Origin of the sequence: uncultured Dysosmobacter sp. (assembly GCF_947631635.1) — a bacterium.
GTDB lineage: Bacteria > Bacillota > Clostridia > Oscillospirales > Oscillospiraceae > Oscillibacter.
This window is the reverse complement of the sequence record NZ_CANRMB010000015.1, coordinates 41626-65336: the sequence shown is the minus strand read 5'-3', so window position 1 is coordinate 65336 and position 23711 is coordinate 41626. Positions and strand designations below refer to the sequence as shown.

27 protein-coding genes and 1 riboswitch are annotated in these 23711 nt (G+C 60.8%); of the genes, 10 read left to right on the top strand and 17 right to left on the bottom strand.

Going from position 1 to position 23711, the window contains the following annotated elements; genetic code table 11:
• Positions 1-59: 59 nt before the first annotated feature.
• Positions 60-185: riboswitch (FMN riboswitch) on the bottom strand.
• A gap of 156 nt (positions 186-341) precedes the next feature.
• From Q0Z71_RS09405 to Q0Z71_RS09380, 6 genes are all read left to right on the top strand, one after another.
• Positions 342-650 (top strand): hypothetical protein, encoded by a 309-nt coding sequence (locus tag Q0Z71_RS09405; protein WP_298021423.1) that lies wholly within the window; start codon positions 342-344, stop codon positions 648-650.
• A gap of 276 nt (positions 651-926) precedes the next feature.
• Positions 927-1436 (top strand): SLOG family protein, encoded by a 510-nt coding sequence (locus Q0Z71_RS09400; RefSeq protein WP_298021419.1) that lies wholly within the window; start codon positions 927-929, stop codon positions 1434-1436.
• 83 nt (positions 1437-1519) lie between these two features.
• A complete protein-coding gene (locus tag Q0Z71_RS09395) occupies positions 1520-1711 on the top strand; it encodes a hypothetical protein (protein ID WP_298021416.1) in 192 nt (63 codons plus the stop codon).
• Between the two features lie 383 nt (positions 1712-2094).
• Positions 2095-2487, top strand: a complete 393-nt coding sequence (locus Q0Z71_RS09390; protein WP_298021413.1) for a helix-turn-helix domain-containing protein — start codon at positions 2095-2097, stop codon at positions 2485-2487.
• 13 nt (positions 2488-2500) lie between these two features.
• Entirely contained in the window at positions 2501-2638 is a 138-nt protein-coding gene (locus Q0Z71_RS09385) for a hypothetical protein (protein ID WP_298021409.1), read from the top strand.
• Positions 2635-3186, top strand: coding sequence for a hypothetical protein (locus tag Q0Z71_RS09380; RefSeq protein ID WP_298021406.1), 552 nt, complete (start codon positions 2635-2637; stop codon positions 3184-3186). The genes Q0Z71_RS09385 and Q0Z71_RS09380 overlap by 4 nt, the downstream gene beginning before the upstream one ends.
• 242 nt (positions 3187-3428) lie before the next feature.
• On the opposite strand, the gene Q0Z71_RS09375 is transcribed toward Q0Z71_RS09380, so the two are convergent.
• From Q0Z71_RS09375 to Q0Z71_RS09335, 9 genes are all read right to left on the bottom strand, one after another.
• The gene (locus tag Q0Z71_RS09375; RefSeq protein WP_298021403.1) at positions 3429-4616 is read right to left on the bottom strand and encodes a 4-hydroxybutyrate dehydrogenase; all 1188 of its coding nucleotides are present in this window, start codon (positions 4614-4616) and stop codon (positions 3429-3431) included.
• A gap of 133 nt (positions 4617-4749) precedes the next feature.
• Positions 4750-5724, bottom strand: coding sequence for a transketolase family protein (locus tag Q0Z71_RS09370; RefSeq protein ID WP_298021399.1), 975 nt, complete (start codon positions 5722-5724; stop codon positions 4750-4752).
• Between the two features lie 16 nt (positions 5725-5740).
• Entirely contained in the window at positions 5741-6574 is an 834-nt protein-coding gene (locus Q0Z71_RS09365; RefSeq protein ID WP_298021395.1) for a transketolase, read from the bottom strand.
• A 65-nt stretch (positions 6575-6639) separates the two neighbouring features.
• Positions 6640-7656, bottom strand: a complete 1017-nt coding sequence (gene iolG / locus Q0Z71_RS09360) for an inositol 2-dehydrogenase (protein ID WP_298021393.1) — start codon at positions 7654-7656, stop codon at positions 6640-6642.
• Positions 7657-7680: 24 nt separating this feature from the next.
• On the bottom strand, positions 7681-9249 hold the full coding sequence (locus tag Q0Z71_RS09355) for a phosphoglycerate mutase (2,3-diphosphoglycerate-independent) (protein WP_298021391.1): 1569 nt from the start codon (positions 9247-9249) through the stop codon (positions 7681-7683).
• 65 nt (positions 9250-9314) lie between these two features.
• Positions 9315-10091 (bottom strand): HAD family hydrolase, encoded by a 777-nt coding sequence (locus Q0Z71_RS09350; protein WP_298021387.1) that lies wholly within the window; start codon positions 10089-10091, stop codon positions 9315-9317.
• Between the two features lie 63 nt (positions 10092-10154).
• On the bottom strand, positions 10155-10883 hold the full coding sequence (locus Q0Z71_RS09345) for an HAD family hydrolase (protein ID WP_298021384.1): 729 nt from the start codon (positions 10881-10883) through the stop codon (positions 10155-10157).
• A 35-nt stretch (positions 10884-10918) separates the two neighbouring features.
• A complete protein-coding gene (locus Q0Z71_RS09340) occupies positions 10919-11656 on the bottom strand; it encodes an HAD family hydrolase (RefSeq protein WP_298021381.1) in 738 nt (245 codons plus the stop codon).
• A 46-nt stretch (positions 11657-11702) separates the two neighbouring features.
• Entirely contained in the window at positions 11703-12461 is a 759-nt protein-coding gene (locus Q0Z71_RS09335) for an HAD family hydrolase (RefSeq protein WP_298021378.1), read from the bottom strand.
• Positions 12462-12801: 340 nt separating this feature from the next.
• On the opposite strand from Q0Z71_RS09335, the gene Q0Z71_RS09330 reads away from it, so the two are divergent.
• The 4 genes from Q0Z71_RS09330 to Q0Z71_RS09315 all read left to right on the top strand — a co-directional run bounded on the left by Q0Z71_RS09330 (position 12802) and on the right by Q0Z71_RS09315 (position 16069).
• A complete protein-coding gene (locus Q0Z71_RS09330) occupies positions 12802-13806 on the top strand; it encodes a LacI family DNA-binding transcriptional regulator (protein ID WP_298021375.1) in 1005 nt (334 codons plus the stop codon).
• A 66-nt stretch (positions 13807-13872) separates the two neighbouring features.
• A complete protein-coding gene (locus Q0Z71_RS09325; RefSeq protein WP_298021373.1) occupies positions 13873-14598 on the top strand; it encodes a PHP domain-containing protein in 726 nt (241 codons plus the stop codon).
• Positions 14599-14600: 2 nt separating this feature from the next.
• Positions 14601-15482: a PfkB family carbohydrate kinase gene (locus Q0Z71_RS09320; RefSeq protein ID WP_298021370.1), complete on the top strand. Its 882-nt coding sequence runs from the start codon at positions 14601-14603 to the stop codon at positions 15480-15482.
• 170 nt (positions 15483-15652) lie between these two features.
• Entirely contained in the window at positions 15653-16069 is a 417-nt protein-coding gene (locus Q0Z71_RS09315) for a hypothetical protein (protein ID WP_298021367.1), read from the top strand.
• 175 nt (positions 16070-16244) lie between these two features.
• Here Q0Z71_RS09315 and Q0Z71_RS09310 read toward each other — a convergent pair whose 3' ends face one another.
• The 8 genes from Q0Z71_RS09310 to Q0Z71_RS09275 all read right to left on the bottom strand — a co-directional run bounded on the left by Q0Z71_RS09310 (position 16245) and on the right by Q0Z71_RS09275 (position 23632).
• Positions 16245-16994, bottom strand: a complete 750-nt coding sequence (locus Q0Z71_RS09310; protein ID WP_298021365.1) for a DUF134 domain-containing protein — start codon at positions 16992-16994, stop codon at positions 16245-16247.
• Between the two features lie 91 nt (positions 16995-17085).
• Positions 17086-17430 carry a TIGR04076 family protein gene (locus tag Q0Z71_RS09305; RefSeq protein ID WP_298021362.1) on the bottom strand — a complete coding sequence of 115 codons (345 nt, stop codon included), beginning with the start codon at positions 17428-17430 and terminating at the stop codon, positions 17086-17088.
• A 131-nt stretch (positions 17431-17561) separates the two neighbouring features.
• Positions 17562-19289 carry a phospho-sugar mutase gene (locus tag Q0Z71_RS09300; protein ID WP_298021359.1) on the bottom strand — a complete coding sequence of 576 codons (1728 nt, stop codon included), beginning with the start codon at positions 19287-19289 and terminating at the stop codon, positions 17562-17564.
• A gap of 91 nt (positions 19290-19380) precedes the next feature.
• Positions 19381-19737 (bottom strand): hypothetical protein, encoded by a 357-nt coding sequence (locus tag Q0Z71_RS09295; protein ID WP_298021355.1) that lies wholly within the window; start codon positions 19735-19737, stop codon positions 19381-19383.
• Between the two features lie 171 nt (positions 19738-19908).
• Positions 19909-20391, bottom strand: a complete 483-nt coding sequence (gene rlmH, locus Q0Z71_RS09290; protein ID WP_298021352.1) for a 23S rRNA (pseudouridine(1915)-N(3))-methyltransferase RlmH — start codon at positions 20389-20391, stop codon at positions 19909-19911.
• Entirely contained in the window at positions 20379-21179 is an 801-nt protein-coding gene (locus tag Q0Z71_RS09285; protein ID WP_298021349.1) for an MBL fold metallo-hydrolase, read from the bottom strand. Before Q0Z71_RS09285 ends, rlmH begins: the two co-directional genes overlap by 13 nt.
• Positions 21180-21292: 113 nt before the next feature.
• The gene (locus Q0Z71_RS09280; RefSeq protein WP_298021346.1) at positions 21293-22594 is read right to left on the bottom strand and encodes a UDP-N-acetylglucosamine 1-carboxyvinyltransferase; all 1302 of its coding nucleotides are present in this window, start codon (positions 22592-22594) and stop codon (positions 21293-21295) included.
• 228 nt (positions 22595-22822) lie between these two features.
• Positions 22823-23632 (bottom strand): hypothetical protein, encoded by an 810-nt coding sequence (locus Q0Z71_RS09275; RefSeq protein WP_298021343.1) that lies wholly within the window; start codon positions 23630-23632, stop codon positions 22823-22825.
• Positions 23633-23711 lie beyond the last annotated feature (79 nt).

Sequence of the window (23711 nt, the reverse complement as noted above, 5' to 3'; positions counted from 1 at the left end):
ACTTCTCCAAGGTGAACAAACAACAAAAGAGTGCGCAAACAGCGCACGGCTCCTGCCGTACTCATCTTCTTCCATCCAGACTATACTGTTGGTCCCGGAGTTTCACCGGGTCAGCGGATATCTTGCGATATCCGGTCGCGGACTTTACCGCCAGTGGGGAATTGCACCCCGCCCTGAAGACAAAGGATTCAGTTGTTTTCTATGGACAGTATACGACAGGACGGTGGGAAATGCAACCCCTAATTTTAAAATTCTTCCTGCATGGTTGCAGGCGGCGGGGACTTATGATAGTATAACCATAAAATGAACATGATCACCCTGAATCTGCGGAGGAAATTGCAATGAATGAAGAAATAAAAAGCGCCATGGCGGAGTTGGAAAATTGGTTATCCGATCCGCATGAATTGGGACATAAGCCTAATAAAGTAGAATATACGAACAAATTTGAAGATGAAGATGGCATAAGCTGTATGATATTCAAATTTAAAACATCCCTGTTCGGTAAATGGTATCTTGGAATCGTAAGTGAATCCGGGACTTTTAGTGAAATGAAAGCGTATGACCAAAAGTCGGAAATAGAGGATGCAAAAGCGATTCTTACCATGCTGAAGAACTATTGGAAAGATATGGCGAAAAAGATGCAGCAATAATATAACCGTGAATTTGCCGGGCAGTTTCATGTTGAGACTGCCCGGTTCCGCAATGATCCCACGGTGGGCTGTGGCATTGCAGCCAGATTGGAAAGGAAAATAGAGCGCCGGCATCTGGCTTCTGCATGAGGTCTCCGCCGCTGTGGATATTTCCGGGGACCAGCAGACCTGCGGGCGGCCCACTGGACCGCTCATTTTTATAGCGGTGGGGACTTTACAAATACAAACAGATGTTCTATACTGGACCTGCGACATCAGAGGAGAGGAGGCGGCATGATGCGGGCAAGTCGGGAGACCTGCTGTTTCACCGGGCACCGTCCCACCAAACTGCCCTGGCGGTACGATGAGACGGACAACCGCTGTCTGCGGCTGAAACAGCGGATAGCGGACGCGGTGGAGACGGCCTATGAGGAGGGCTACCGCCATTTCCTCTGCGGCATGGCCCAGGGCTGTGACCTCTATTTCTGCGAGTGCGTGCTTGCCCTGCGGACACGGCAACCGGATGTGACGGTGGAGGCCGCCATCCCATGCCCCACCCAGGCGGATGCCTGGCCCGCCTCACAGCGGGAGCGGTACCGGACGCTGGTGGAGGCCTGCGACTTTGAGACGATGGTCTCCCAGCGGTACACGCCGTACTGTATGCAGCGGCGGGACCGCTATATGGTGGACCACGCATCTTTGCTGATCGCCGCCTTTGACGGCTCAGCCGGGGGCACCCGGTATACGGTGGAGTATGCCATGCGCCGGGGACTCGCCGTCGTGGACCTGGCGATCCCGGAGGCATAGGCGGTTTAACAGGATTTTAACGTTTTTTTGACAGCACTTTTCGCCGGAAACGGGTATACTATGCCTGAAGAGGCGGTGAGCGCATGGATATCACACCATATATGCGGCGGCTGGAATCCCTGGGATTTTCAGCCGAGATACTGGAGCGTGCCATTGTGGAGGCGGGAGCTGACCGGATGGCTTACCGGGCGCTGTGTTACGCGGTGGAGCATGAGAACATGCCGCCGGTGGAGGCGGTCCATGCCTTGGAAATGGGAATTTTGCGGAGATCTTGAAAGGGCGGCTCAATGAGCCGCCTTTTTCACGCATTTCCCGGAAAACAGGGGCCGCAACCTGAGATTGCGAAAGTTCCATACTGGGTTGCTGGACGTTGGGCGGCTGATTTGGTATGATATAGTCAGCCCGGTTGCAGAGGATCCCTTGGGTTCCTTTCAACTGTGCCGGCTATATAGTCCATTCACTTGAAAAAACGCATGGTATTTTTCAAGCGGGCGATGCCCGCTGTGCGTAAAGTGCACAGGGATTGACGATGAAATGCAAATCAAGGCCGCGGTCCGCGGCCTGCCACAGCGCACATGTGCTGTGACGCTTGAAAAGTGAATTGATCACGTTTCAAGTGATTTGATTATAAAACCATCAAACGCAAAGGAGAGAGCCCATGACATTTGGAGAAAAACTACAGGGTCTGCGTCAGAAAGCGGGCATGAGCCAGGACGCCCTGGCGGAAAAGCTGGACGTCAGCCGACAGGCCGTCAGCCGCTGGGAGCGGGACGAGACCATGCCGGAGACGGAGAAGGTAGTGGCCCTGGCGGATTTATTTGGCGTTACCACCGACTATTTACTGCGGACGGATCAGGGAATGCAGGAGAAGCAGCGGACGGAGCGGCCTCGGCAGACGGCGCCCCAGCGGGACTGGATCGATAAGCTGGGATATCTGGCCAAGACCAGGGGATATCTTTTGGGATGGGTCCTGATTGCCTGGGGCGTGCTGGACCTGGCGGGCATTTTGCTGATGGGCCTCGGTGTGCTGGGATTTATGCGGATATGGTGAAAGGAGCATGGAGATGAGTGTTGTTGGACAGGGCGTGGGGACCTTTCTGTTGATCCCGGCGCTGTATGCCGTGGCAAAGATCGTGGCGGGCGTGCTGGTGCTGAAATATGGAAAACGGTACGCGGATAAGGTCAGGGAGGAAGAACCATGAAGAAATTGTTTTGGGGCCTTTTCTTTGTGTTCCTGAACTTCAACTTGAGCGTAAACCGGCATACGCTGAACCTGCTGCCGCCCTTTGTGTGCTATTATCTGCTGTACCAGGGGGCAAAGGAGCTGGACGGGGAGAGCGGCCTGTTCCGGAGCGTCCGGCCCTTCGCGGTGGGCATGGGCGTCTACACGGCTGTTTTATGGCTTGGCAATTTGCTGGGCATCAGCGGCGGCAGCGGCATGATCGGCGCCCTGCTGGGACTGCTGGCGGTTTTGGTAGGCCTGTATATCTGCTGGGTGCTGATCCAGGCGATCCAGGATATGGAGGAGCAGCGGGCCGCGGACCTGAACAGCGCCGCCATGAAACGGGCCTGGGTCGTGATGGCGATGGCTCAGGCGGTGAGTTATGTGTGCGTATGGCTGCTGTCCGGACTGGCACTGCTGGGGCTGCTGGCGGGGCTGGTTGGCATCGTTATGCTGTTGACGGCCTTTTGGAAGGGACAGAAGCTGTATGAGGCGTGTCCGCCCCGGATGTCTGGCCCCGAACTCTGATATAGTCAACGCAGTTGAAAAGGAGTATAAGCTCCTTTTCAACCGGCGGAACGCTGGTCCGCCGGCGCACAAAGCGCGCATGCGTTTCCTATGAAGTCAGGCACAGAGGACCGCATACGCGGTCTGCAGCGCCGCACAGCAGCGCTGCATGGAAAAGACTCTTTTGGAGTCCTTTCAACTGTGCCGAGAATAAAAATGAAAAAAGCGCGCCGACGGCTGTCGGCGCGTTTTTCATGCAGGGATCAGAAGCACTTGCGGTAGATGGCCTCTTCGGACTCCAGATCGAAGGGATAGTAGGCGTTGGTCATCAGGCGCTGCTGGTTGGCCTCCACGGACTGGGGGAAGGCCTTGAAATCGGCCTCGGTGAAGCCGCAGTCCCGCAGGGGGCGCAGGGGCAGGATGCGCTGCAGCAGGGCGTTCATCTCGGGGATGGCGTCCTTGGCCTCGCAGCCCAGGATACCGGCCACCAGCTCCTTGAAGCGCATGATCTCACCGTCGGGGTTCTTCTCATCATAGTAGTCCATGATGGCGCCGAACAGCATGTAGTTGCTCTCGCCGTGGGGCACGTGATAGGTGCCGCCCAGGGGGAAGCTCATGCCGTGGACAGGGCCGCAGCCGGCCTTCAGGAAGGCGATACCGGCGTAGAAGGAGGCGGTGACGAACTGGTCCATGTACTCGAACCGGGCGTCCTGGCCCTTCTCGTCCAGCAGCTTGAAGCCCTTCAGGATCATGTCCATGGCCTTCTCACTGAACAGCTCGGAGGTAGTAGTCTTGCGGTGGGGGCTCAGGAAGGACTCGGTGGCGTGCACCAGGGCGTCGATGGCGGAGCAGGCGAAGGGCTTATAGGGCAGGGTGCGCAGCAGGTCGGGGATCAGGCAGACCTTGTTGGGGATGATGTCGTCGGACACCAGGCCCAGCTTGGTCTCGCCGCCGGTGAGGACCCCGTCCTTTTCGTCCTTGACGATGGCGACGGAGATGTTGGTGCACTCGCTGCCGGTGCCGCAGGTGGTGGGGATGGCGATAACGTCCTTCTCATGCACCACGGGGAAGCGCTTGAAGTACAGGTTGTGCACAGTGTCGGGCCGCTGGCAGCCCAGCAGCTTGCCCAGGTCCATGATGGCGCCGCCGCCCACGGCGATGACACGGTCATAGCTGTCGTAGGGAATGGCGTCGTACATGGTCTGGATCATGGCCTCGGAGGGCTCGCCGGCGCCGAACTTCTCCTGGAAGACGAACTGGCACTTCAGGCCCAGTTCTTCCATGAAGGGCTTGTAGATGAACTCGTTGGTCAGGACCACGTCCCGCTCGTTCAGCTTGAACTCCTCCGCCATCTGGGCGAAGGTCTGGAACTTGTACACCGTGGGGGCGAAGATGATCTCGCGCTTATCAGCCATCAGAGAGGCGGAAAAAGCATCCATTTGTTTCACCATAATGAATCAGTCTCCTTAAAAAAATTTTTATGATCTGTTGTGCGGCGCGTAGGGGCGGGTCTCTGTGCCCGCCCGTCCCCGGGTCCTCCGCGTCTGCCCGCGGCCGTCGGGGGGAACGGGCTGGGCCGGAGCATTATTTCCGGGAAACGGCCTTCTTCACGGCGGCGACGATGTTGGCGGCACGCAGGCCGTACACATCCATCAGGTAGTCCTGGGGACCCACCTGGCCGAACTGATCCTGCACGCCCACGAACTCCTGGACGGTGGGGCAGTTCCTGGCCAAGCAGTTGGCAACCACGCTGCCCAGGCCGCAGGTGACGTTGTGGTTCTCGGCGGTGACGATGGCGCCGGTCTCCTTGGCGGCCTTGACGACCAGCTCCTCGTCCAGAGGCTTCCAGGTGAACATGTCGATGACCCGGACGGAAATGCCCTCGGCCTGGAGGGCCTCATAGGCCTTCAGGGACTCGTCCACCATGATGCCGGAGGTGATGATGGTGGCCACGTCCTTGTCGCTCTCGTGGAGGACCACGCCCTTGCCGATCTCAAATTCGCTGCCCTCGCCGTAGACCTGGATGATGCCCTTGCGGACGAACCGGGTGAAGGTCACGCCCTTCTTGATGGAGGGGAGCTGGCGGGTGATGCTGGCCAGCTGGTCATAGTCGGCGGGGTCCAGCACGGTGGTCTCGGGAATGCTCAGGTACATGCCGGCGTCCTCCAGGGGCATGTGGGTGCCGCCGTTGAACGCGGCGGTGACGCCGGCGTCGGAGGCCAGGACATGGACAGTCAGGCCGGCATAAGCGGCGGACATGTAGATCTGGTCATAGCAGCGGCGGGAGGAGAAGGTGCCGAAGGAGTGGAAGAACACGGTCTTGCCGGTGGCGGCGAGACCGGCGGCCACGCCGGCGGCGTTGCCCTCGGCGATGCCGGCCTCAAAGGCCCGGTCGGGATAGTTCTTTCGCAGCATCTTCGTATTGATGCAGCCCATCAGGTCGCAGTCCACATAGCAGATGGACTTGTCCTCCGCCATCATCTCGTTCAGGGTCAGAGCGAGACCGTCGCGGCAGGCGCGGGAATCTTTCTTGTGCTCACCAATCAATTTCACATTCATGGCTCTTCACCCTCCTTTAAGCGTTTTTGACTTCTTCCAGAGCCTTTTCAGCCGCGGCGATGGCCTCGGCCCACTGCTCTTCATTGGGCTGAGAGGAGTGGTCGTGCTTCGGCTCGGCAAAGGTCGCGCCCTTGCCCTTGCAGGTGTCCAGCACGATGCAGCTGGGCACGTCCTTCTTGGCGTAGGCGTTCTGGATGGCGTTGTAGATGGCGGTCACATCATGGCCGTCGATCTCCTGGGTGTACAGGCCAAAGGCCTCGGCCTTCTTGGCAATGTCGCCGTGGGCCAGGATGTCGTCCGTGGGGCCGTCCAGCTGGTAGCCGTTCTTATCGATGAAGAAGATCAGGTTATCCAGCTTGTGGGCGTAGGCAAAGTGGAATGCCTCCCAGACCTGGCCCTCGTCGGCCTCGCCGTCGCCCACCACGCAGAACACGTGGCTGTCACGGCCGTCGATCTTGTTGCCCAGGGCGGCACCGGTGGCAGTGGAGGTGCCCTGGCCCAGAGAGCCGGTGGTCAGGTCAACGCCGGGAGTCAGTTTGCGGTCGGTGTGGCTGGGGAACTTGGTGCCCGGCTGGTTCAGTGTATAAGCGTCCTCCATGGGATAGAAGCCCATCAGGCCATAGGTGGCGTAAGCCACGGGGCCTGCGTGACCCTTGGACAGGACCAGCCAATCGCGGTCCTCCCAGCGGGGATTCTTGGGGTCGAACTTCATGACTTCGCCGTACAGGACAGCCATCAGATCGGCCAGGTCCATGGAGCCGCCCACATGACCGAAACCCCGGGAGTGGATGACCTTCAGGGTCTCCAGCCGGATCTCGGCCGCCAGAACTTTACAATTCTTCTCGTTCATGGGTGTGTCTTCCTTTCCATTTTTAATTAAGCGCAGAGCCGCCGTAAAGCGGGCGGAGCGCAAAATCACATCGTTTGAAACTCGTCCATGCGGACGGGCCGCCGCTCCCTGGCGGAGCGGGTGCAGGCCATTGCCAAAAGTGTGGCTTTTCGGGCGTCTTCGGCGCCCACGGGAACAGGGTAATCGTTTGCCACCGCGTCAATAAATTGCCGCACTTCCTCTTGAAAGGCGGGTAGATAGCGCTCTAAAAAGAACCAGTGCGGTTTTTCGGATATAACGCCGCCAGCCGTGGAGAGCACGGCGGTGGAAGGGGTATCGTTGTCGATGGAAACACAGCCGAGAGAGCCGAAGACCTCGGCCCGCTGGTCATAGCCATAGACGGCGCGGCGGGAATTATCGATGAGGGCCAGGGCGCCGCTCTCCAGCCGCAGCATGACGGCGGCGGTGTCCACATCACCGGCCCGGCCGATGGCCTCATCCACCAGAACGCTGCCCGCGGCATAGACCTCCTCCACCTCGCTGCCGGAGAGAAACCGCACCATATCCAGGTCGTGGACCGTCATGTCCAAAAACAGCCCGCCGGAGGAGGGGATGAATTTGGGCGTGGGCGGCTCGGAATCCCGGGAACAGATCTTGACCATCTGGACCTGTCCCACCTGCCCGGAGGAGACGGCCCGGTGAAGGGCCTGATAGTTGTGGTCGAACCGGCGGTTGAATCCCACTTGATATTTTACTCCAGATACTGCCGCCGCGTCAATGACAGTTTGGATTTTAACAAGCCCCAGATCCACGGGTTTTTCACAAAATACATGTTTTCCCGCCTGAAGGGCCTCCACGGAGATATCCGCATGGGTGCTGGTGGGGGAGCAGATCAAGACCGCGTCAATGCGGGAATCCCGCAGCAGGACGCGGAAATCCTGGGTGAGGATCTCCGTGCCCGCGCTGCGGGCCAGTGTTTTGATCTCGTCAGTGATATGCGGGGCAGCGATACCGCGGATATGGGCGTTGGGAACCCCGGACAGGATCCCCTGGATATGGACCCGGCCGATCCGGCCGGCCCCGATGATGCCGACTTGTATCATAGCTGCAACCTCACTGTGGCGCGATTATTCATACTGAATGCCCACGCCGTCCACCATGGCGTCGTAGGCGCGCTTCACCTTGTCATAGTTCTTGTCGCGGTCCAGCGCCACGCCGCGGCCGACACCGTCCACAATGCGGCCCAGGCCGATGGCGTCCAGTTTCCCGTCCAGCTCGGCCAGCATGGCGGGGGCGGAGCCTGGCTCAGTGGAGCGGCCGTCGAAGATGATGTGGAAATACACCTGTTCCAGACCGGCTTCCTTCGCCATCTCGCAGATATTCAGGGGATAGTCGATGCAGCCGTGGGAGGATTTGTAGGTCAGGTAGGCCAGCAGGTGCAGGGCACCGCCGTTTTTCTTGGCGTGCTCGATGGCCTCCAGGAAGATGGGGTTCTTCTTGAAGCTGCCGTCCTTCACGGCGGCGTCCAGACGGACGTCGTCCTGCATCACGCAGCGGCCGGCGCCCAGGTTGGAGTGGCCCGCCTCGGAGTTGCCGGCCTTGCCGGACCCCAGACCCACGAACTCGCCGGAGGCGTGGAGCTTGGACCAGGACTGCTCCGCCAGCAGGGAATCCCAGTAGGGGGTGTCCGCGATGTGGATGGCGTCGCCCTCATCGCCGGTGCCCAGGCCCCAGCCGTCGCAGATGATCAGCAGCATCCTGCGGTCCTTGCCCCAGTTTCTGCCCTCAGCCAGGGACTTGCCGTCCATCTCGGCGGGCTGGGGAATGCCCATGACATCCAGCACCGTGGGAGCCACGTCGCCCAGAGAGCCGTCCCGCAGGGAGATGGGGCTGTTGCTGGCGGGATCGATCATGATGAAGGGCACCAGGTTGGTGGTGTGGGCACCGTCGGGCTTTCCGGCGGCGGTGTACAGCTTTTCGATGTTGCCGTGGTCGGCGGTGATGGCCACCACATAGCCCTTGGACAGGGCGTCGTGGACCACCACGTCCAGATAGCGGCTCACATGGCCGCAGGCTTCGATCTTGGCGGCGGTATTCTGGGTGTGGCCGATGACGTCGCCGTTGGCGAAGTTGGTGACCACAAAATCATACTTGCCCAAGGCGTCCATCACCTTCTCCGCCACAGTGGGCAGGGACAGCTCGGGCTTCTGGTCGAAGTCGATGCCCTTGGGGGAGGGGACGCACAGGTCGTCCTCGCCGGGAAAGGGATTGTTCTCGCCGCCGTTGAAGAAGAAGGTCACATGGGCGAACTTCTCGGATTCGGCGCAGTGGAACTGGGTCTTGCCGGCCTCGCTCAGCACCTGGGCCAGGGGCTTCACCACATGGGAGGGAGCGAAGGCGATGGGCAGGTCCTTGAACTTGTCGTGGTACATGGTCATGATGACAAAGTCCAGGTCATTGACCTTCCGGCGCTCCACCTTGTCAAAGCCCTCTTCGGTGAACATCTCGGTCAGCTCGATCTCGCGCTCGCCCCGGCGGCAGCAGAAAACGGCGGCGTCGCCATCGGCGATCTTGCCTACGGGCTTTCCGTCCTCCACCAGGAGCATCGGCTCCAGATGGTAATCGTCCAGGCCCTGTTCATATGCTTTTTTCACGGCTTCCGCCAGCTGGGCACCGCCGCGCTTACTATCAGACATAGAAAATACCTCCCTGTAAGAATGAGAAATTAGGAATGAAATAGATGCCGTCAGGAATGGGAATGTTACTGCCCGTCAGCGGGGGCGATCAGCTTGTCGACGGCCACCTGTCCCCGGGCCGGGAAGATATCCAGCAGCTGGGGGAACTCGTAGATCTTGGCGTCCGGCATGTTCTCCTCCGTGAGCTTCAGGGGCTTGTTTTTGTTGTACTGCACCGCCACGGTCATGCCGAAGGCACAGGCCTTGGCGCCCACGATGTCGCGGTTCAGATTGTCGCCCACATAGCAGCAGTTCTCCGCCTGGGCGCCCACCTCATCCAGCGCGTAGTAATAGATGGCGGGGCCGGGCTTGCGGACATAGGTGATGGAGGACTGCTGGACCGTCTGGAAATAGGGGCGCAGGCCGTCGTTGTCCAGCCACTCGTCCACCTCCCGTCTGCCGACAAGGTCGCTGATGATACCCAGGGTGTAGCCCCGGGCGCACAGCTCCTTGACCGTTTCGGCACCGCCGGTCACCACGGTGCGGCGGCCCTTGGTCTGGCGGTACTGATAGGTCAGCTCGGCGGCGTTCTTCAAGATCAGCTCCCGGTCACAGTCAAAGGCCAGCCAGCGGGTCCACAGGACCTCCTCCGGCGCCTCACACATGAACTTCAGCGCCCACTCCCGGTATTTGTCATAGCGCTTGTCGATGACCTCGTCGAACCACTTGCAGGGATCGCCGCTCTTCACACCGCACAGCTCGGCGATCTTCGTCTTGGCGGCGGCCAGATAGGCGGGGTCCTCGTCGATGACGCGGAAGGTGCCGCCCAGGTCCAGGAAAATGTATTGGATATCGGTATTCATATGCATGACCTCCAGAACGCAGGACGCGCCCAGGGGATCCCCCGGACGTCCTGCAAATTTGATTTATGGAAGCAGGTCCAGGATCTGACGGAAGTCCTGAATGACCGCGTCAGGGCGGTTTTCCTCGGTGAACACCACCGGATGCTTCTTTTCAGGGGATTCAAAGAGGATGTTGGCGCCGATCCCGGCCTCAATGGCACCGGCCAGGTCCCGCTTCACATTGTCGGCCACGGACACGCAGTCCTCGGGGGCCACGCCCAGGTCGGCGCAGGCGAGCTGGTAGATCTCGGCGCAGGGCTTGCGCAGATGGCAGACGGAGGAGAGGATGACGGAGTCGAAGTACTGGTCCAGGCCGTCCTCCTCCAGCCAGTCGGGGACCTCGTTCTCGCCGATCAGGTTGGAGATGATGCCCAGCTTGTAGCCGCGCTGGCGGAGGCCCTTGATGACCTCCACGCCGCCGTCCACGACGACGCGGCGGCCCTTGGTCTGCCGGTACTGGAAGCTCAGCTCATGGCAGACCTGCTTGATGCGGGCCTGGTCATAGTCGGGCAGCAGCCACTTGCACCACAGCTCCTCGTCGCCGGACTCCTTGTTCTCGCCCAGCGCCCACTTGCGGTATGGCTCATAGCGCTCCTCCACCAGCTGGTAAAACGCCTCATAGGGCAGGTCGGTGCCTGCGATCTCCGCCATTTTCCGGCGGGCGTGCTTCATGTAGGGCTCATCCATCAGGGCGATGCGCAGCGTGCCGCCCAGATCAAAAAATACGGCTTTGTACTGCTTGTTTTTATCCATGGGACATTCTCCTTTCCTCAATGACCACCTTGGGCTCAGGCGTTCCGGGCGGGGAAGATGTCCAGCAGCTCGGACAGGGCGGTGATGACGTGGTCAGGGGTGAACTCCTTGCCGGTGGCATGCTCCATGTTCAGCGTGTCCGGCTCGTCGATGCGGATCATCATGCCGAAGCCCGCGGCCTGGGTGCCCTCCACGTCGCGGACCGGGTTGTCGCCTACGTAGGCGCAGTTGGCCTCGGGGGTGCCGATGCAGCGGCAGGCCAGATGATAGATGTCGGGATCGGGCTTGCGCAGGCGGACCTTGGAGGAGAGAATGGTGGTCTTGAAGCACTGGGCCACGCCGTCGGCGGCCATCCAGTCGGGGATCTCGGTCTCGGTGACGGTGTTGGCGATGATGCCCAGGGTATAGCCCCGGGCGCACAGCTCCTTCAGGGTGGTCACAGCGTCGGGACGGGCCACGCGGCGGCCGTCATGGTCGCGCCACAGGCGGGTCAGGCGGGCGGCGTTGGCAAAGATCAGGTTGGGCTCATAGTCGGGCAGCATGTACTGGGTCCACAGCTCGCCTTCGGAGGCGTCCAGCAGGGTGGTCTTGGACATCTTGCGGTAAGCCTTCCAGCGCTCCTCCAGCTTGGCGAACAGCTCGTCGTGGTTCTCCTTGGTCTGGATCAGCTCCATCAGGTCGGCCTCGGCTTTGTCGATGAACGCCTGGTCCTTTACCACCACGCGCAGGGTGTTGCCAACGTCAAAGAAGATCGTCTTGATATCGGGGGTCATAATGGTGTCCTCCTTATATAATAAAAATGTCAGATGATAACAAAAGCTATGCCGGTGTATTGTAACTGCGGATGACCGCGGGGATCTCGCTCAAATCGTCGATGGCCGCATCCGGCGCCAGGCCGGTGCCGATAAAGGCGGCGTCTCGGTGGGCGATGGATGGGTTGCGGATCTGGATGCTGAGGGCGATCCCGGCATTCCGGCAGCCCAGAACGTCCCGGGACAGGGTGTCGCCCACATAGGCCATCTCCCCGCAGGGAACGCCGCATTGGGCGGCGGCCAGTTCAAAGATGCGGGCGTCAGGCTTGCGGATGCCGGTGACAGAGGAGAGCACGACGCAGGACATGTATTGTGCGATGTCGTAGTTCTCCAGCAGGCGGGGAACAAAGGTGGTGGAGATGATGTTGCTGATGACGCCCTGGACCATGCCCATCTCATGAAGAGTCTGAATGGTCTCCCGCATGTGCGGACGGGGCACGTTGCGCACCCGCACGGCGTCATAGAGGACCGAGAGCTCCTCCGCCAGCGGGGCAAGGCGGGCCTCGCCGACATGGAAGTCCTTGAGATAAAATTCATTCCAGATCCGGATATTGGGCAGTTCCGTCCGGTGCTCCTCGGACCAGTGCTTATAGGCCTCCGCGTTCGCGTGGAGCAGCGGCGTCAGGGAAGCGGCGTCGATGGGAAGCACGATGCCGCTCTCCGCCAGACGGTTCAGCAGGCGCTGGGAGAACTTGCCGGCCAGAGCCTCATCCGGATGGACCGCATGGAGCGTACCGCCGACATCGAACAGGACAGCGCGGATCATAGGTGTCCCTCCCTTCTGAAAGAGGAGGCGCGTTCTGCCGGACGCGCGGGGGCTCCGGCGGGGCAGCCTCTCTCAACAAGGATCGTAAACGTTTGCGACCTTTCATAGTTTTTATTCTAAATAAGAGGGGGTCCTTTGTCAATATCCCAAATGCCGAAGAGTGAAGGACTTTTTCGTTTTTCTGCCCAAAAACTGAAAAAAAGCAGATTGTCATTGACATTGCAGGGAAAATCATATATGCTTTTAGTGAACAGCTGGTAGGGGCCTCTATGGCCGCCGGCTGCTTCAAATAAGGCGGAAACGTTTACGATTTTCCACGGCGTGGGAAGGACGATATGAGATGAAAAGTGTAACTTTAAAGGATGTTGCCAAGGCGGCAGGCGTTTCCTATGCAACGGTTTCACGGGCGCTGTCTGGCAGTCCCCAGATCGGCAGCGAGACCCGGGAGCGCATCATCAAGCTGTGCGACGAGATGGGCTACACGACCAATTATGTGGCCCGTTCCATGGTGATGAAAAAGACGGACCTGATCGGCCTGGTGGTGCCCTCCATTGAAAACCAGTTCATGTCGGAGCTGGCCTACTACGCGGAGATGAGCGCCCGGGCCCACGGATACAATATCATGCTGTGCAACTCCGGTCCGGATCTGAAGCAGGAGAAGACAGTGGTCAAGCTGCTGCTGGGCCGCCAGGTGGACGGCATTCTGATCGTGCCCCAGAGCTCCAGGACCTATGAGAATATCCGGGCCTATACCGACCAGGTGCCCACGGTATTTTTGGGCGAAAACCTGCGGGACCAGCCCCAGAGCTACGTGACTGTGGACAACAGCCGGGGCACCTATATTGGCACGAAATACCTCTATGAGCTGGGACACCGGGACATCCTGTATTTCGGCCGCCGCCACTCCACGACCCACCAGCTCCGCGCGGAGGGCTATATGAAGGCCTGCCAGGAGCTGGGCCTCCAGCAGCGGTTTTTCAACAGTGAGTTTTCCCGCTCCTCCATCAACAACGGCTATCAGCTGGCGAAGGACCTGTTCTCCCAGCCCATCGATTACTCCGCCATCTTCGCCTCCACGGACTCCAACGCGCTGGGTATTCTGAAGGCGGCGGACGAGATGCGCATCGACGTCCCCGGCCGCCTGAGTCTGATCGGCTTCGACAATATCCCCTCCACAGGCCTGCCCCGCATCGACCTGACCACCATCGAACAGCCCAAGCGGGATATGGCGCTCCAGGCGGTGGACATGCTGCGGGACAAGATCGAAAACGGGACCCAGGGCTATGTACATCAGATCCTGCTGCCCAGCCTCATCAAGCGCGGCACCTGCCGGGAGCCGGACTAAAAGAAGCATAAATTGGCAAGCCCGGCGTTTCGCCGGGCTGTGCTGTGAAAAGGAAGAGATTGCATCATGAACGGTTATTTGTACGATCCGCACACCCACACCGCGGAGACCAGCCGATGCGGGCACCTGTACGCGGCCAACGTGGTGGACCGCTATGTGCGCAAGGGCTTTTCCGGCCTGGTGGTCACAGACCACCTCCACCCGGAATACCTCTCCCGCATTGATGTGGACCACAACTGGGACCATGTGATGGACCACTATCTGAGCGGCTACCACGCCTCCAAAAAGCGGGGCGACGAGGTGGGGCTGGACGTGATCCTGGGCGCGGAGTTCCGGTTCCCGGAGAACGACAACGACTATCTGGTCTACGGCATCGACGAGCAGTGGCTCCGCAGCCATCCCTATGCCTGCTGCCTGAGCGCCCAGGAGTTTTTCGACAAGTTCCACGACGAGGTCCTCATCATCCACGCCCATCCCTTCCGGGAGGGCAGCGCCCCGGTGCAGGAGACCGCCGTCCACGGCTCTGAGATCATCAACAACAACCCCCGCCACCCCAACCACAATGACCAGGCCCTGGCCATGTGCCGCCGCCATCCGGAGTTCTACCGCACCGCCGGCTCCGACACCCACCGGGATGGGGACGAGGCCCGCGCGGGCATTGTCCTGCCGGAGCGGGTGAAGGATTCGTTTGCTTTGAAGCATATGATCGAAACATGGCAGTTCCAGCCGTGGTGCCCGGACTTTGCGGACATCCTGGCGGCTGACGCGGAAATGCGAAAGGAAGGCAAGTAATCATGAGCCAGCAGTTTGATTCTTTGATCATCGGCGAAGTCGCCCAGGACACCAATGTGGACTACGACGGCACCACGGTCCGGGCCGTGGGCGGCGCAGTGTACTACTCCGGGTTTGCCGCCGCCAACATGGGCCACAGGATCGCGGTGCTGCCCAAGGCGGACACCACCAAGATCGACATGGCGGCCGCGTTCGCGGACGCCCCCAACGTCACCGTGTTCCCCCTGCACAGCGCCACCTCCTTTGTGACCAAGAACGTATACCACACCCCGGACCGGGAGCGCCGCACCTCCACGGTGGACAGCGTCATCGAACCCTATAAGACCAGCGAGGTCCCCGAGATCGACGCCAAGATCTGGCATCTGGCGGGCCTGGTGGGCGGCGATATCACCGATGAGATGATCCCCTTCGCCGCGGAGCACGCCATGGTGGCCATCGATGTGCAGACCATGCTGCGCTGCGTGGAGAACGGCGGTATGGTGTATCACGATTGGGCGGCCAAGAAGGAGATGCTGCCCTACATCCGCTTCTTAAAGACCGACGCCGCCGAGGCGGAGATCCTCACCGGCACCAGTGACCGGGTGGCCGCCGCCAAGATGATGTATGACTGGGGCGCCAAGGAGATCCTCATCACCCACAACACCGAGGTCCTGGTGTATGACGGCAGGGAGATCTACACCTGCCCCATCAGGTCCCGGAACATGTCCGGCCGCACCGGACGGGGCGACACCACCTTCGCGGGGTACATCAACGAGCGCCTGACCAAGGACATCCCCACCGCCCTCCAGACTGCCACTGCCCTGGTCTCCCTGAAGATGGAGACCCCCGGCCCCTTTATGGGCACCCGGCAGGATGTGGAAAACTATATCAGGGAATTTTATTGAGCCTCAAAAGCTAGAAAAGCACCGCGAAAGCGGTGCTTTTCTGGACTTTTACACGGGCATATAGTGCGATGGATAAAAAGCGGGGAAAGCGCCGGTATCCAGTGTTTTTGGGGAAGCCAGGGCGGTGAGGCAGTATGGACCGCCGTGCAGGCGGAGCTGAGAGAGGTATCATGAAGAAGAAAAGACTTATCATATTGGCGGCGGTCCTGGCCGCCGCCGCAGTGTACTGCGCGGTGCCCCGGGCCATTGTGCACGACGGATATCCCATCGGCTATGTGGAGTGCCGCGGCGAGGACGGCAGTTTGAGAGATGTGACGGAGCAGGTGGATCTGGATGCGGTGCAGGACCTGGCGGCCCAGTATTCCCGCAGCGCGGTGCCGCGGCCATTCCCCAAGATCGAGGGCTTTGATGGGACGATCCAGCTGGTGACCAGCGACCATCACGGCGTCCTGCACATCTTCCTGTCCAACGGCGAGGCGGCCCGAAACGGAAAACCGTTCTATGTGGCCTACAGGGGCAACGGTCTGTGCTACCCCATCCATGACGGGGAGAAGCTCATGGAGACCCTGCGGGAAATGATACCCTGAAATCGGACCATTTCAAAAGAGGCCGCCCGGATCGGGCGGCCTCTTTTGGCATATTTTATGCACAGATATGTGTGATGAGATTCCGATCACGGCCGCGGTCTGCGGCCTGCCACGACGCATGTGCACTGTGACGCTTGAAAAGTGGATGGATCACTTTTCAAGTGATTTGATCATATCAGTGATTGCCGCAGTGATGCTCTCCGCAGCCGTGGTCGCCGCAGGTGTGGCCCTCCTCGCCGTGATGGTGGTCGCAGGTGGCGGCCTCGGCATAGGCCAGCGTGCCGGCCAGCAGGTCGGTGACGCACTGGTCGGCGTCGCCGGAGCATCCGGCGTAGAGCTTGATACCCGCCTCGGCCAGCGCGGTCTGGGCGCCGGGGCCGATGCCGCCGCAGATCAGGCAGTCCACGCCGTGGTCCGTCAGGAAGCCGGCCAGCGCGCCGTGGCCGCTGCCGTTGGTGGGCACCACCTGGGCGTCCGCCAGCGTGCCGTCCACGATGTCATAGATCTTGAACTGTTCCGTGTGGCCGAAGTGGCCGTACACATTGCCGTTTTCATAGGTGACTGCGATTTTCATTTGCCTGCATCCTTTCCGTTTTGGGAGGGGGACGGGGCCTCCGCAGCCGCGGCAGTTCTTCCGACGACAGATGGCGTAGCTTCCGCCGCCGATCTGCAGCGGACGGCCCTCCACCAGAAAGGCCGCCAGCTTCTGCCGGGCCTGGGCGTAGATGCGCTGGACCGTGGCCCGGGCCACGCCCATCTGCACGGCGGCTTCCTCCTGGGTCAGCCCCTGAAAGTCCACCAGCCGGATGGTCTCGTATTCCTCCACGGCCAGCACCACGGCCTCGCCCTGAGCGGGCTGCTCCGGGGAAAACCGGCAGTGGGCGGGCAGTTGGCATACCCGGCGGCATTTAGCGCTGCGCGGCATCCGTGTCCCTCCTTTATTTTGAGCATATGCCCATTATACGCCGCGGGCAACAGATGTCAATACACCTTTTTACCGCAAGGGCTGGAAGATGCTAACGAACAGGGGTGTAGTCCAGCTCTGAGCGCGTTTCAGTGGCCTCCAGTTTGAAGATGACAGGCCGAAGGCCGTCATTGCAGCTGCAAATGGCGACGCCGGGTTTTCGGATCCAGTCACCATAATAGAACACGTCGTTCCCAGCCCCGTGGGCCAATGCGAACACATATTGATAGACCGCCTTCCAGGCCTCATCGCAAAAGCCATCCGGTTTCGCATAGTCGGCGTAAAATACCTGCCCCGCCTCCATCATGGGGCAGGCGGTCAGCCCTTCACTGCCATACTCCGCGGCCAGCTCCTGGTCAAAGGTGGTTTTCAAAACCGTGATCTTTACCTTTTTCATGGGATCCCTCCTCGGTTTGATTTGCTGCCAGTTTACCATACAGGCGGAACGCTTGCAAGGCACAGGCGGCGCGGAAGGCCCGGACAGATAAAAAGCGCCGGAGGGCGATCCCTCCGGCGCTGGCGCGTTTTTTATTTCTTCAGGGTGTCCACCCACTTGCCGTACTTCTCCACATTGGCCTGGGCGTCGGCGGCGTCCTTGCCCTGGGTCAGGATATAGACCTTGATCTTGGGCTCGGTGCCGGAGGGACGGACGATGATGGAGGTGCCGTCGGCCATCTCGAAGCGCAGCACATTGGAGCCGGACAGATCCATGGCGCCCTTCTCGCCGGTGGCGGTGTCAATGACGGAGCCGTCCTGGTAGTCCTTCCGGGTCACGACCTTCACGCCGGAGATCTCCGCAGGGGGATTCTCCCGCAGGGCCTTCATCAGATTCGCCATGTCCTTCAGACCGTCCAGACCGGGCATGACCAGGTTGAAGGTCTTTTCCGCATAGTAGCCGTACTTAGCGTACAGGGCCTCCAGAGCGTCGAACAGGGTCATGCCCTGGTCGGCGTACCAGGCGGCCATCTCAGTGAGCAGCATGGAGGCGGTGACGGCGTCCTTGTCCCGGACGTAGTCGCCCAGCATGTAGCCATAGGACTCCTCATAGGAGAAGATGACCTTGCCCTCGCCGGTGGCTTCCAGGGCGTTCTTCTTCTCCGCCATGAACTTGAAGCCGGTGAAGGTGTCGAAGCAGGTGAGGCCGTTGCTCTCCGCCACCTTGCGGGCCATTTCGGTGGTGACGATGGTCTTCAGGGCCACGGCGTTCTTCGGCAGGGTGCCGGCACGCTTCATGGCGCCGATCAGATAGTCCAGCAGCAGCACGCCGGTCTGGTTGCCGGTGACGGGGCGGAACTCGCCCTCCTTGTCCCGGATCATGATGCCCACGCGGTCGCTGTCGGGGTCCGTGCCCAGGATGAAGTCCACGTCGTTCTCCTTGGCCAGGTCGATGGCCAGATAGAAGCCCTCGGGATTCTCCGGGTTGGGGGAGACCACGGTGGGGAAGTCGCCGTCAATGACCATCTGCTTGGGCTCGCAGATCAGGTGCTTGATGCCCAGAGCCTTGAGAGCCTGGGGCACCAGCTTGTAGCCGCAGCCGTGGAAGGGGGTGTAGACCAGCTTGAAGGTGTCCGCCACCTTCTCCACTGTGGCTTTGTCGTTGATCATGGCAGTGACCTGGGCCATGAAGCGGGCGTCGGTCTCCTCGCCCATGATCTCGATGAGACCCGCCTTCACCGCCTCGTCGTAGTCCATGGTCTTAACGCCGCCGAAGATGTCGATCTCCTCCAGCCGCTTGGCAATGGCGTCGGCGTGGTGGGGGGGCAGCTGGGCGCCGTCCTCCCAGTAGACCTTGTAGCCGTTGTACTCCTTGGGGTTGTGGCTGGCGGTGACGTTGATGCCCGCCTGGCAGTGGTATTCCCGGACGGCAAAGCTCAGCTCGGGGGTGGGACGCAGGGCGTCGAAGATGCGGACATGGATGCCGTTGGCGGCGCAGACCTCGGCGGCGGCCCGGGCAAACTCCATGGAGTGGTTGCGGCAGTCCATGCAGATGGCCACGCCCCGGCGCTTGCCCTCCTCGCCCTCGGCGGCGATGACGTCGGCAAAGCCCTGGGTGGCCCAGCGGATGACGTGGATGTTCATGTTGTGCAGGCCCACGGCCATGGTGCCCCGCAGTCCGGCGGTGCCGAACTCCAGGGGGCCGTAGAACCGGGATTCGATCTCCTTGGGATCATTCTGGATGGCCTCCAGCTCGGCGTGCTCCTCGGCGGACAGGGCGGGACTGGCCAGCCATTTTTCAAATTTCTTCATGAAGTCCATTTTCAATTCCTCCTATAAAATTATGTAAGCTTAACAGCGGAAAGAAACTCAGAGCAGGCACGGGCCCTGACTGTACGCTGGGGGCGCTTTTCTAAAGAGGCCGCCAGCTCTGCCGGTCTGTTGTGAAGTCGCAGTCCGGGCACTCATAGGGGATAAGGAGATTGATGAAATACCACCGGCCTGACCATCTGCGGCGGATGGGACGCCCGCAGATGGGGCAGCGGCCGGTCAGAAGGCCAAAGACCGCACCTGTTACAGCCAGCACAAGGGCAGCGGCCAGGAAAAAACGGAAGCTGGTGACGGCCTCGGCGCAGAGCGCGATAATTGCCAGCAGAAAGCAGAGGTTTCGGATCAGGGATTTGCGGTGGAAGCCCTGCGCGGCCCCGCACTTGTCCGCATAGGTCATGGACCTGTCTTTGCGGGGGCCGTCAGGCGGCATGGTATCCATCGGAATGCACCTCCTTAAAATGTTATGTGAACTAATTGGAAAACGTGGAGGTCAGGCGATCCAAAACCCGCACCGGTTGCAAGCCCCCTAGGAGGCCTTGCTTTGGAGCTGCCAGCAGCCGCAGTTGGGACGGCGGCCTGCCGTTATGCTCCATAAGCGCTTCCTGAGAGATCATTTGTGGTATTTGGTCCCGGCGTTGATCTGATAGGCCCGGTAGATCTGCTCCAGCAGCATGACCCGGGCCAAGTGGTGGGGGAAGGTCATGGGGGACATGGACAGCTGCGCCCAGGCCTGGGCTTTGATGGATGGGTGCAGGCCGAAGGAGCCGCCGATGAGGAACACCAGCTGCTTTTCGCCCCGGTTGGCCCAGGTGGCCATCAGATGGGCCAGTTCCTCACTGGACCGCATCCGCCCCTCCACGCACAGGGCGATGAGGCTGGAGGAGGGCGGCAGCTTGGCCCGGATGGCGGCGGCCTCTTTGGCCAGGGCCGCGTCGATCTGGGCGGGGGAGGGATCGTCCGGCAGACGTTCCTCCGGCAGCTCCAGGAGCTCCAGCTTGCAGTAGCGGGACAGCCGTTTGATATATTCCGCCGCCGCGTCGGCGTAAAATTTTTCTTTTAATTTCCCCACACAGAGAATGGTCACTTTCTGCATACGGCCCTCCCGGAGACGATATAAGTCTCGCTCATGGTGTCCCGTGGGGCCACGGTGAGCCGGGGAAACAGCCCGGCGGCGGACAGCGCGGTCTCCACAGCGTTCCGCGCCATGGCGGGGGTGTTGTTCTCCCGGCTCAAGTGGGCCAGGATGATCTCCGACGCCCCGGCCTCCGCCAAGACAACGGCAAAGCGGGCGGAGGTCTCATTGCTGAGGTGCCCCTTCTCGCCCAAAATGCGCTGCTTCAGATAATAGGGGTAGGAGCCGCTTTGCAGTGTTTCCACATCATGGTTGGCCTCCAGCACCGCCAGGTCCACGCCGGGCAGGACCGCGGCCGCCTCCTCGGTGACATAGCCGGTATCCGTCAGGACCCCCACACTGCCTCCGGCGGCGTCAAAGCGGAAGCCGCAGGCGCCGGGAGCGTCGTGGGAGGTGGAAAAGGCGGTGACAAAACAGTTCCCCAGAGGGATGGGCTGGCAGAGCGGGAGCTCCCGCATCCGGGTCCCGTGCTCCGGCAGCCGGAGACGGAGCTCCCGGCAGGTCCGGGCCGTGGCCCAGACGGGGAAGTCCGTGCGCTTCAGCAGCGTTTGCAGTCCAGAGATGTGATCCGTATGGGTATGTGTGATGAGAACAGCAGCCAGGGCTTCCGGGGCCAGCCCCAGTTCCCGGAGACTGGCGGTGATGCGGCGGCAGGAGATGCCTGCGTCCACCAGAATGTGGGTTCCGCCGCAGGAGACCAGCAGGGCGTTTCCAGAGGAGCCGCTGGCAAGGGTATGTACGGTCGTCAAAAAAGATCCCTCTCTTGCTTCGATGGTAAAGTGCGTCCGCCGGGGAGAACGCCGGCTAAGGCCGCCATCCTCCTCAGCGGACGCAAATACATGTTCAGAAAAAACAGAAAGCGTTATCCGATATGAGCTTCCATGGCCGCGGTCTCGTCCGGCTCCTCCACAGAGCGGATATCCGCGCCCAATGCCTGCAGCTTTGCCACGATGTTCTCATAGCCGCGCTCGATATATTTGACACCGCTGATCTCACTCTGACCGTGAGCGGCCAGAGCGGCGATGACCATGGCGGCGCCGGCCCGCAGGTCGTAGGCCTGGATGGGGGCGCCTGTGAGGCGTTCCACGCCCTCCACCACGGCAGTCTTTTCATCCACCTGGATGGAGGCCCCCATGCGGCGCAGTTCGTCCACATAGCGGTAGCGGTTGCTCCAAACGCCCTCGGTCACCAAAGAGGTACCCTCTGCCAGAGAGAGCACGGTGGTGATCTGGGGCTGCATGTCCGTGGGGAAACCGGGATAGGGCATGGTCTTTACGTTGGCCTTCTGGAGCTTTCCGGTGCGGCGGACCAGAAGGGTGTCCTCATGCTCCTCCACCTCCACGCCGCACTCCTGGAGTTTAGCGGTGATGCAGTCCATATGTTTGGGAATGATGTTCTTCACCAAAATCTGTCCGCCTGTGGCGGCCACGGCGGCCATGTAGGTGCCGGCCTCGATCTGGTCGGGGATGATGGCGTAGCTGCCGCCCCGGAGACGCTCCACGCCGCGGATCTTGATGGTGTCCGTGCCGGCGCCCCGGATATTCGCCCCCATGGAGTTGAGGAAGTTGGCCAGGTCCACAATATGGGGCTCCTTGGCGGCGTTCTCAATGACGGTATTGCCCTCCGCCATCACAGCGGCCATCATGATGTTCATGGTGGCGCCCACGGAGACCACATCCAGATAGATGCTGGCGCCCTTCAAACGGCCGTTTTCCGCGGAGGCGTGGATGAAGCCGCTCTCCACCAACACTTTAGCGCCCAGAGCCGTGAAGCCCTTGACGTGCTGGTCGATGGGACGGACGCCGCCGAAGTTGCACCCGCCGGGCATGGCGACCTCCGCCTGACCGAAGCGGCCCAGCAGGGCGCCGATCAGATAGTAGGACGCGCGGATCTTCCGCGCCAGCTCATAGGAGGTCCGTGTGGAGCGGATGTGGCTGCAATCGATCTCTACGGTGTGGCGGTTGATGGTGCGGATGCCCGCACCCAGCTGCTCCAGGATCTTCAGACTCATGGTCACATCGGAGATCTGGGGGATGTTCTCGATCCGGCAGACACCGTCTACCAGCAGCGCGGCGGGGATAATGGCAACAGCGGCATTTTTCGCGCCGCTGATCTCTACTTCACCAAACAGGGGTTTTCCACCCTGCACAATATATTTAGTCAAAGTTTGACCCTCTCTTCAAGGCACAGTCTTTTGTGGCGGCAGATCCGTTCCATATGGAGACAGTTTGCCCGCGCGGTGCGGCTTCATACGCAAAAATGCGGAGACAGGCGGACAGAATTCCTATCCGGTGAAGCTGACACATGGATATCATAACATAACCAGGTAAGAATTGTAAACCCTTCCCAATGGATTTCCAGAAAAAAGGGAAGGGCGCTGTGAAAAAATCCCTCAATTCGCGGTGATGTTCCCGGTTTCGCAGTTTACATAATATTTTGCGGTGTCGGTGGCGATGCACCAGGCAGGCGTGAGGGTGATGGAGGAAGGCGTGGGGGTCTGCAGCTCGTAGCAGAGGTAGATGTCCGTCACCGCGGAGATGACGGCAAAGGTCTCCTCCTGAAAGGTGGTGAGGGCAGCGGCGGCGGACAGCGGCGCGGCCTCCGGGGAGAGCTCCGTATAGTTTTCCGGCAGCAGCGTGCCGCTGACCGCGATCAGGGAGCCGGAGCTGAAGGTGAACGTCACGGCGGCGTTGAACACCGGCAGCTTGCCGCACAGCGGAGCGGCGGAGGCCTTGCCGCTGCCGTCCTCGTCCAGTTCAAAGACAGGCTCGCTGTAAGAGAATTTGCGGCAGAAGTCCCGGCAGAAGTCCAGGGCGTCCGCAGATGCCAGAGGCCCTTGAAGGCTCGCCGCGTCAAAGGTGCCGTTGGAGCGGAACGTGGCGGTGCCCACGGCGCTGGTATAGTCATAGATGCCGCCGCCCTTGTCGTTGGTGGACAGGATACTGCCCAGCAGATACACGGCGGCCCGCTGGTCGAGGGCCGTGTCCCGTGTCAGCGAGCGGCCGGCAGGGGGGACCTCTGTGGAGATGATGTCCGGGTCCAGGGCGATGCCGTCGGCGGCAAAGAGCGCCACCAGCTGTTCGGAGGTCCGCTGGCGGGCGGTGTATTCCGCCCGTTTCCGGATCGCCAGAGAGCCCAACAGTGCCACATTCACCAGGACCAGAATCAAAATGATGATGTTTTTCAGCCGAGAGCGGTCCATTTCAGCGCTCCTTTCCGCGGCCTGCCGCCCAGATTGGGGCAGGGACCGCAAATGCGACTTCTGCGCAGGGGATCGTGCC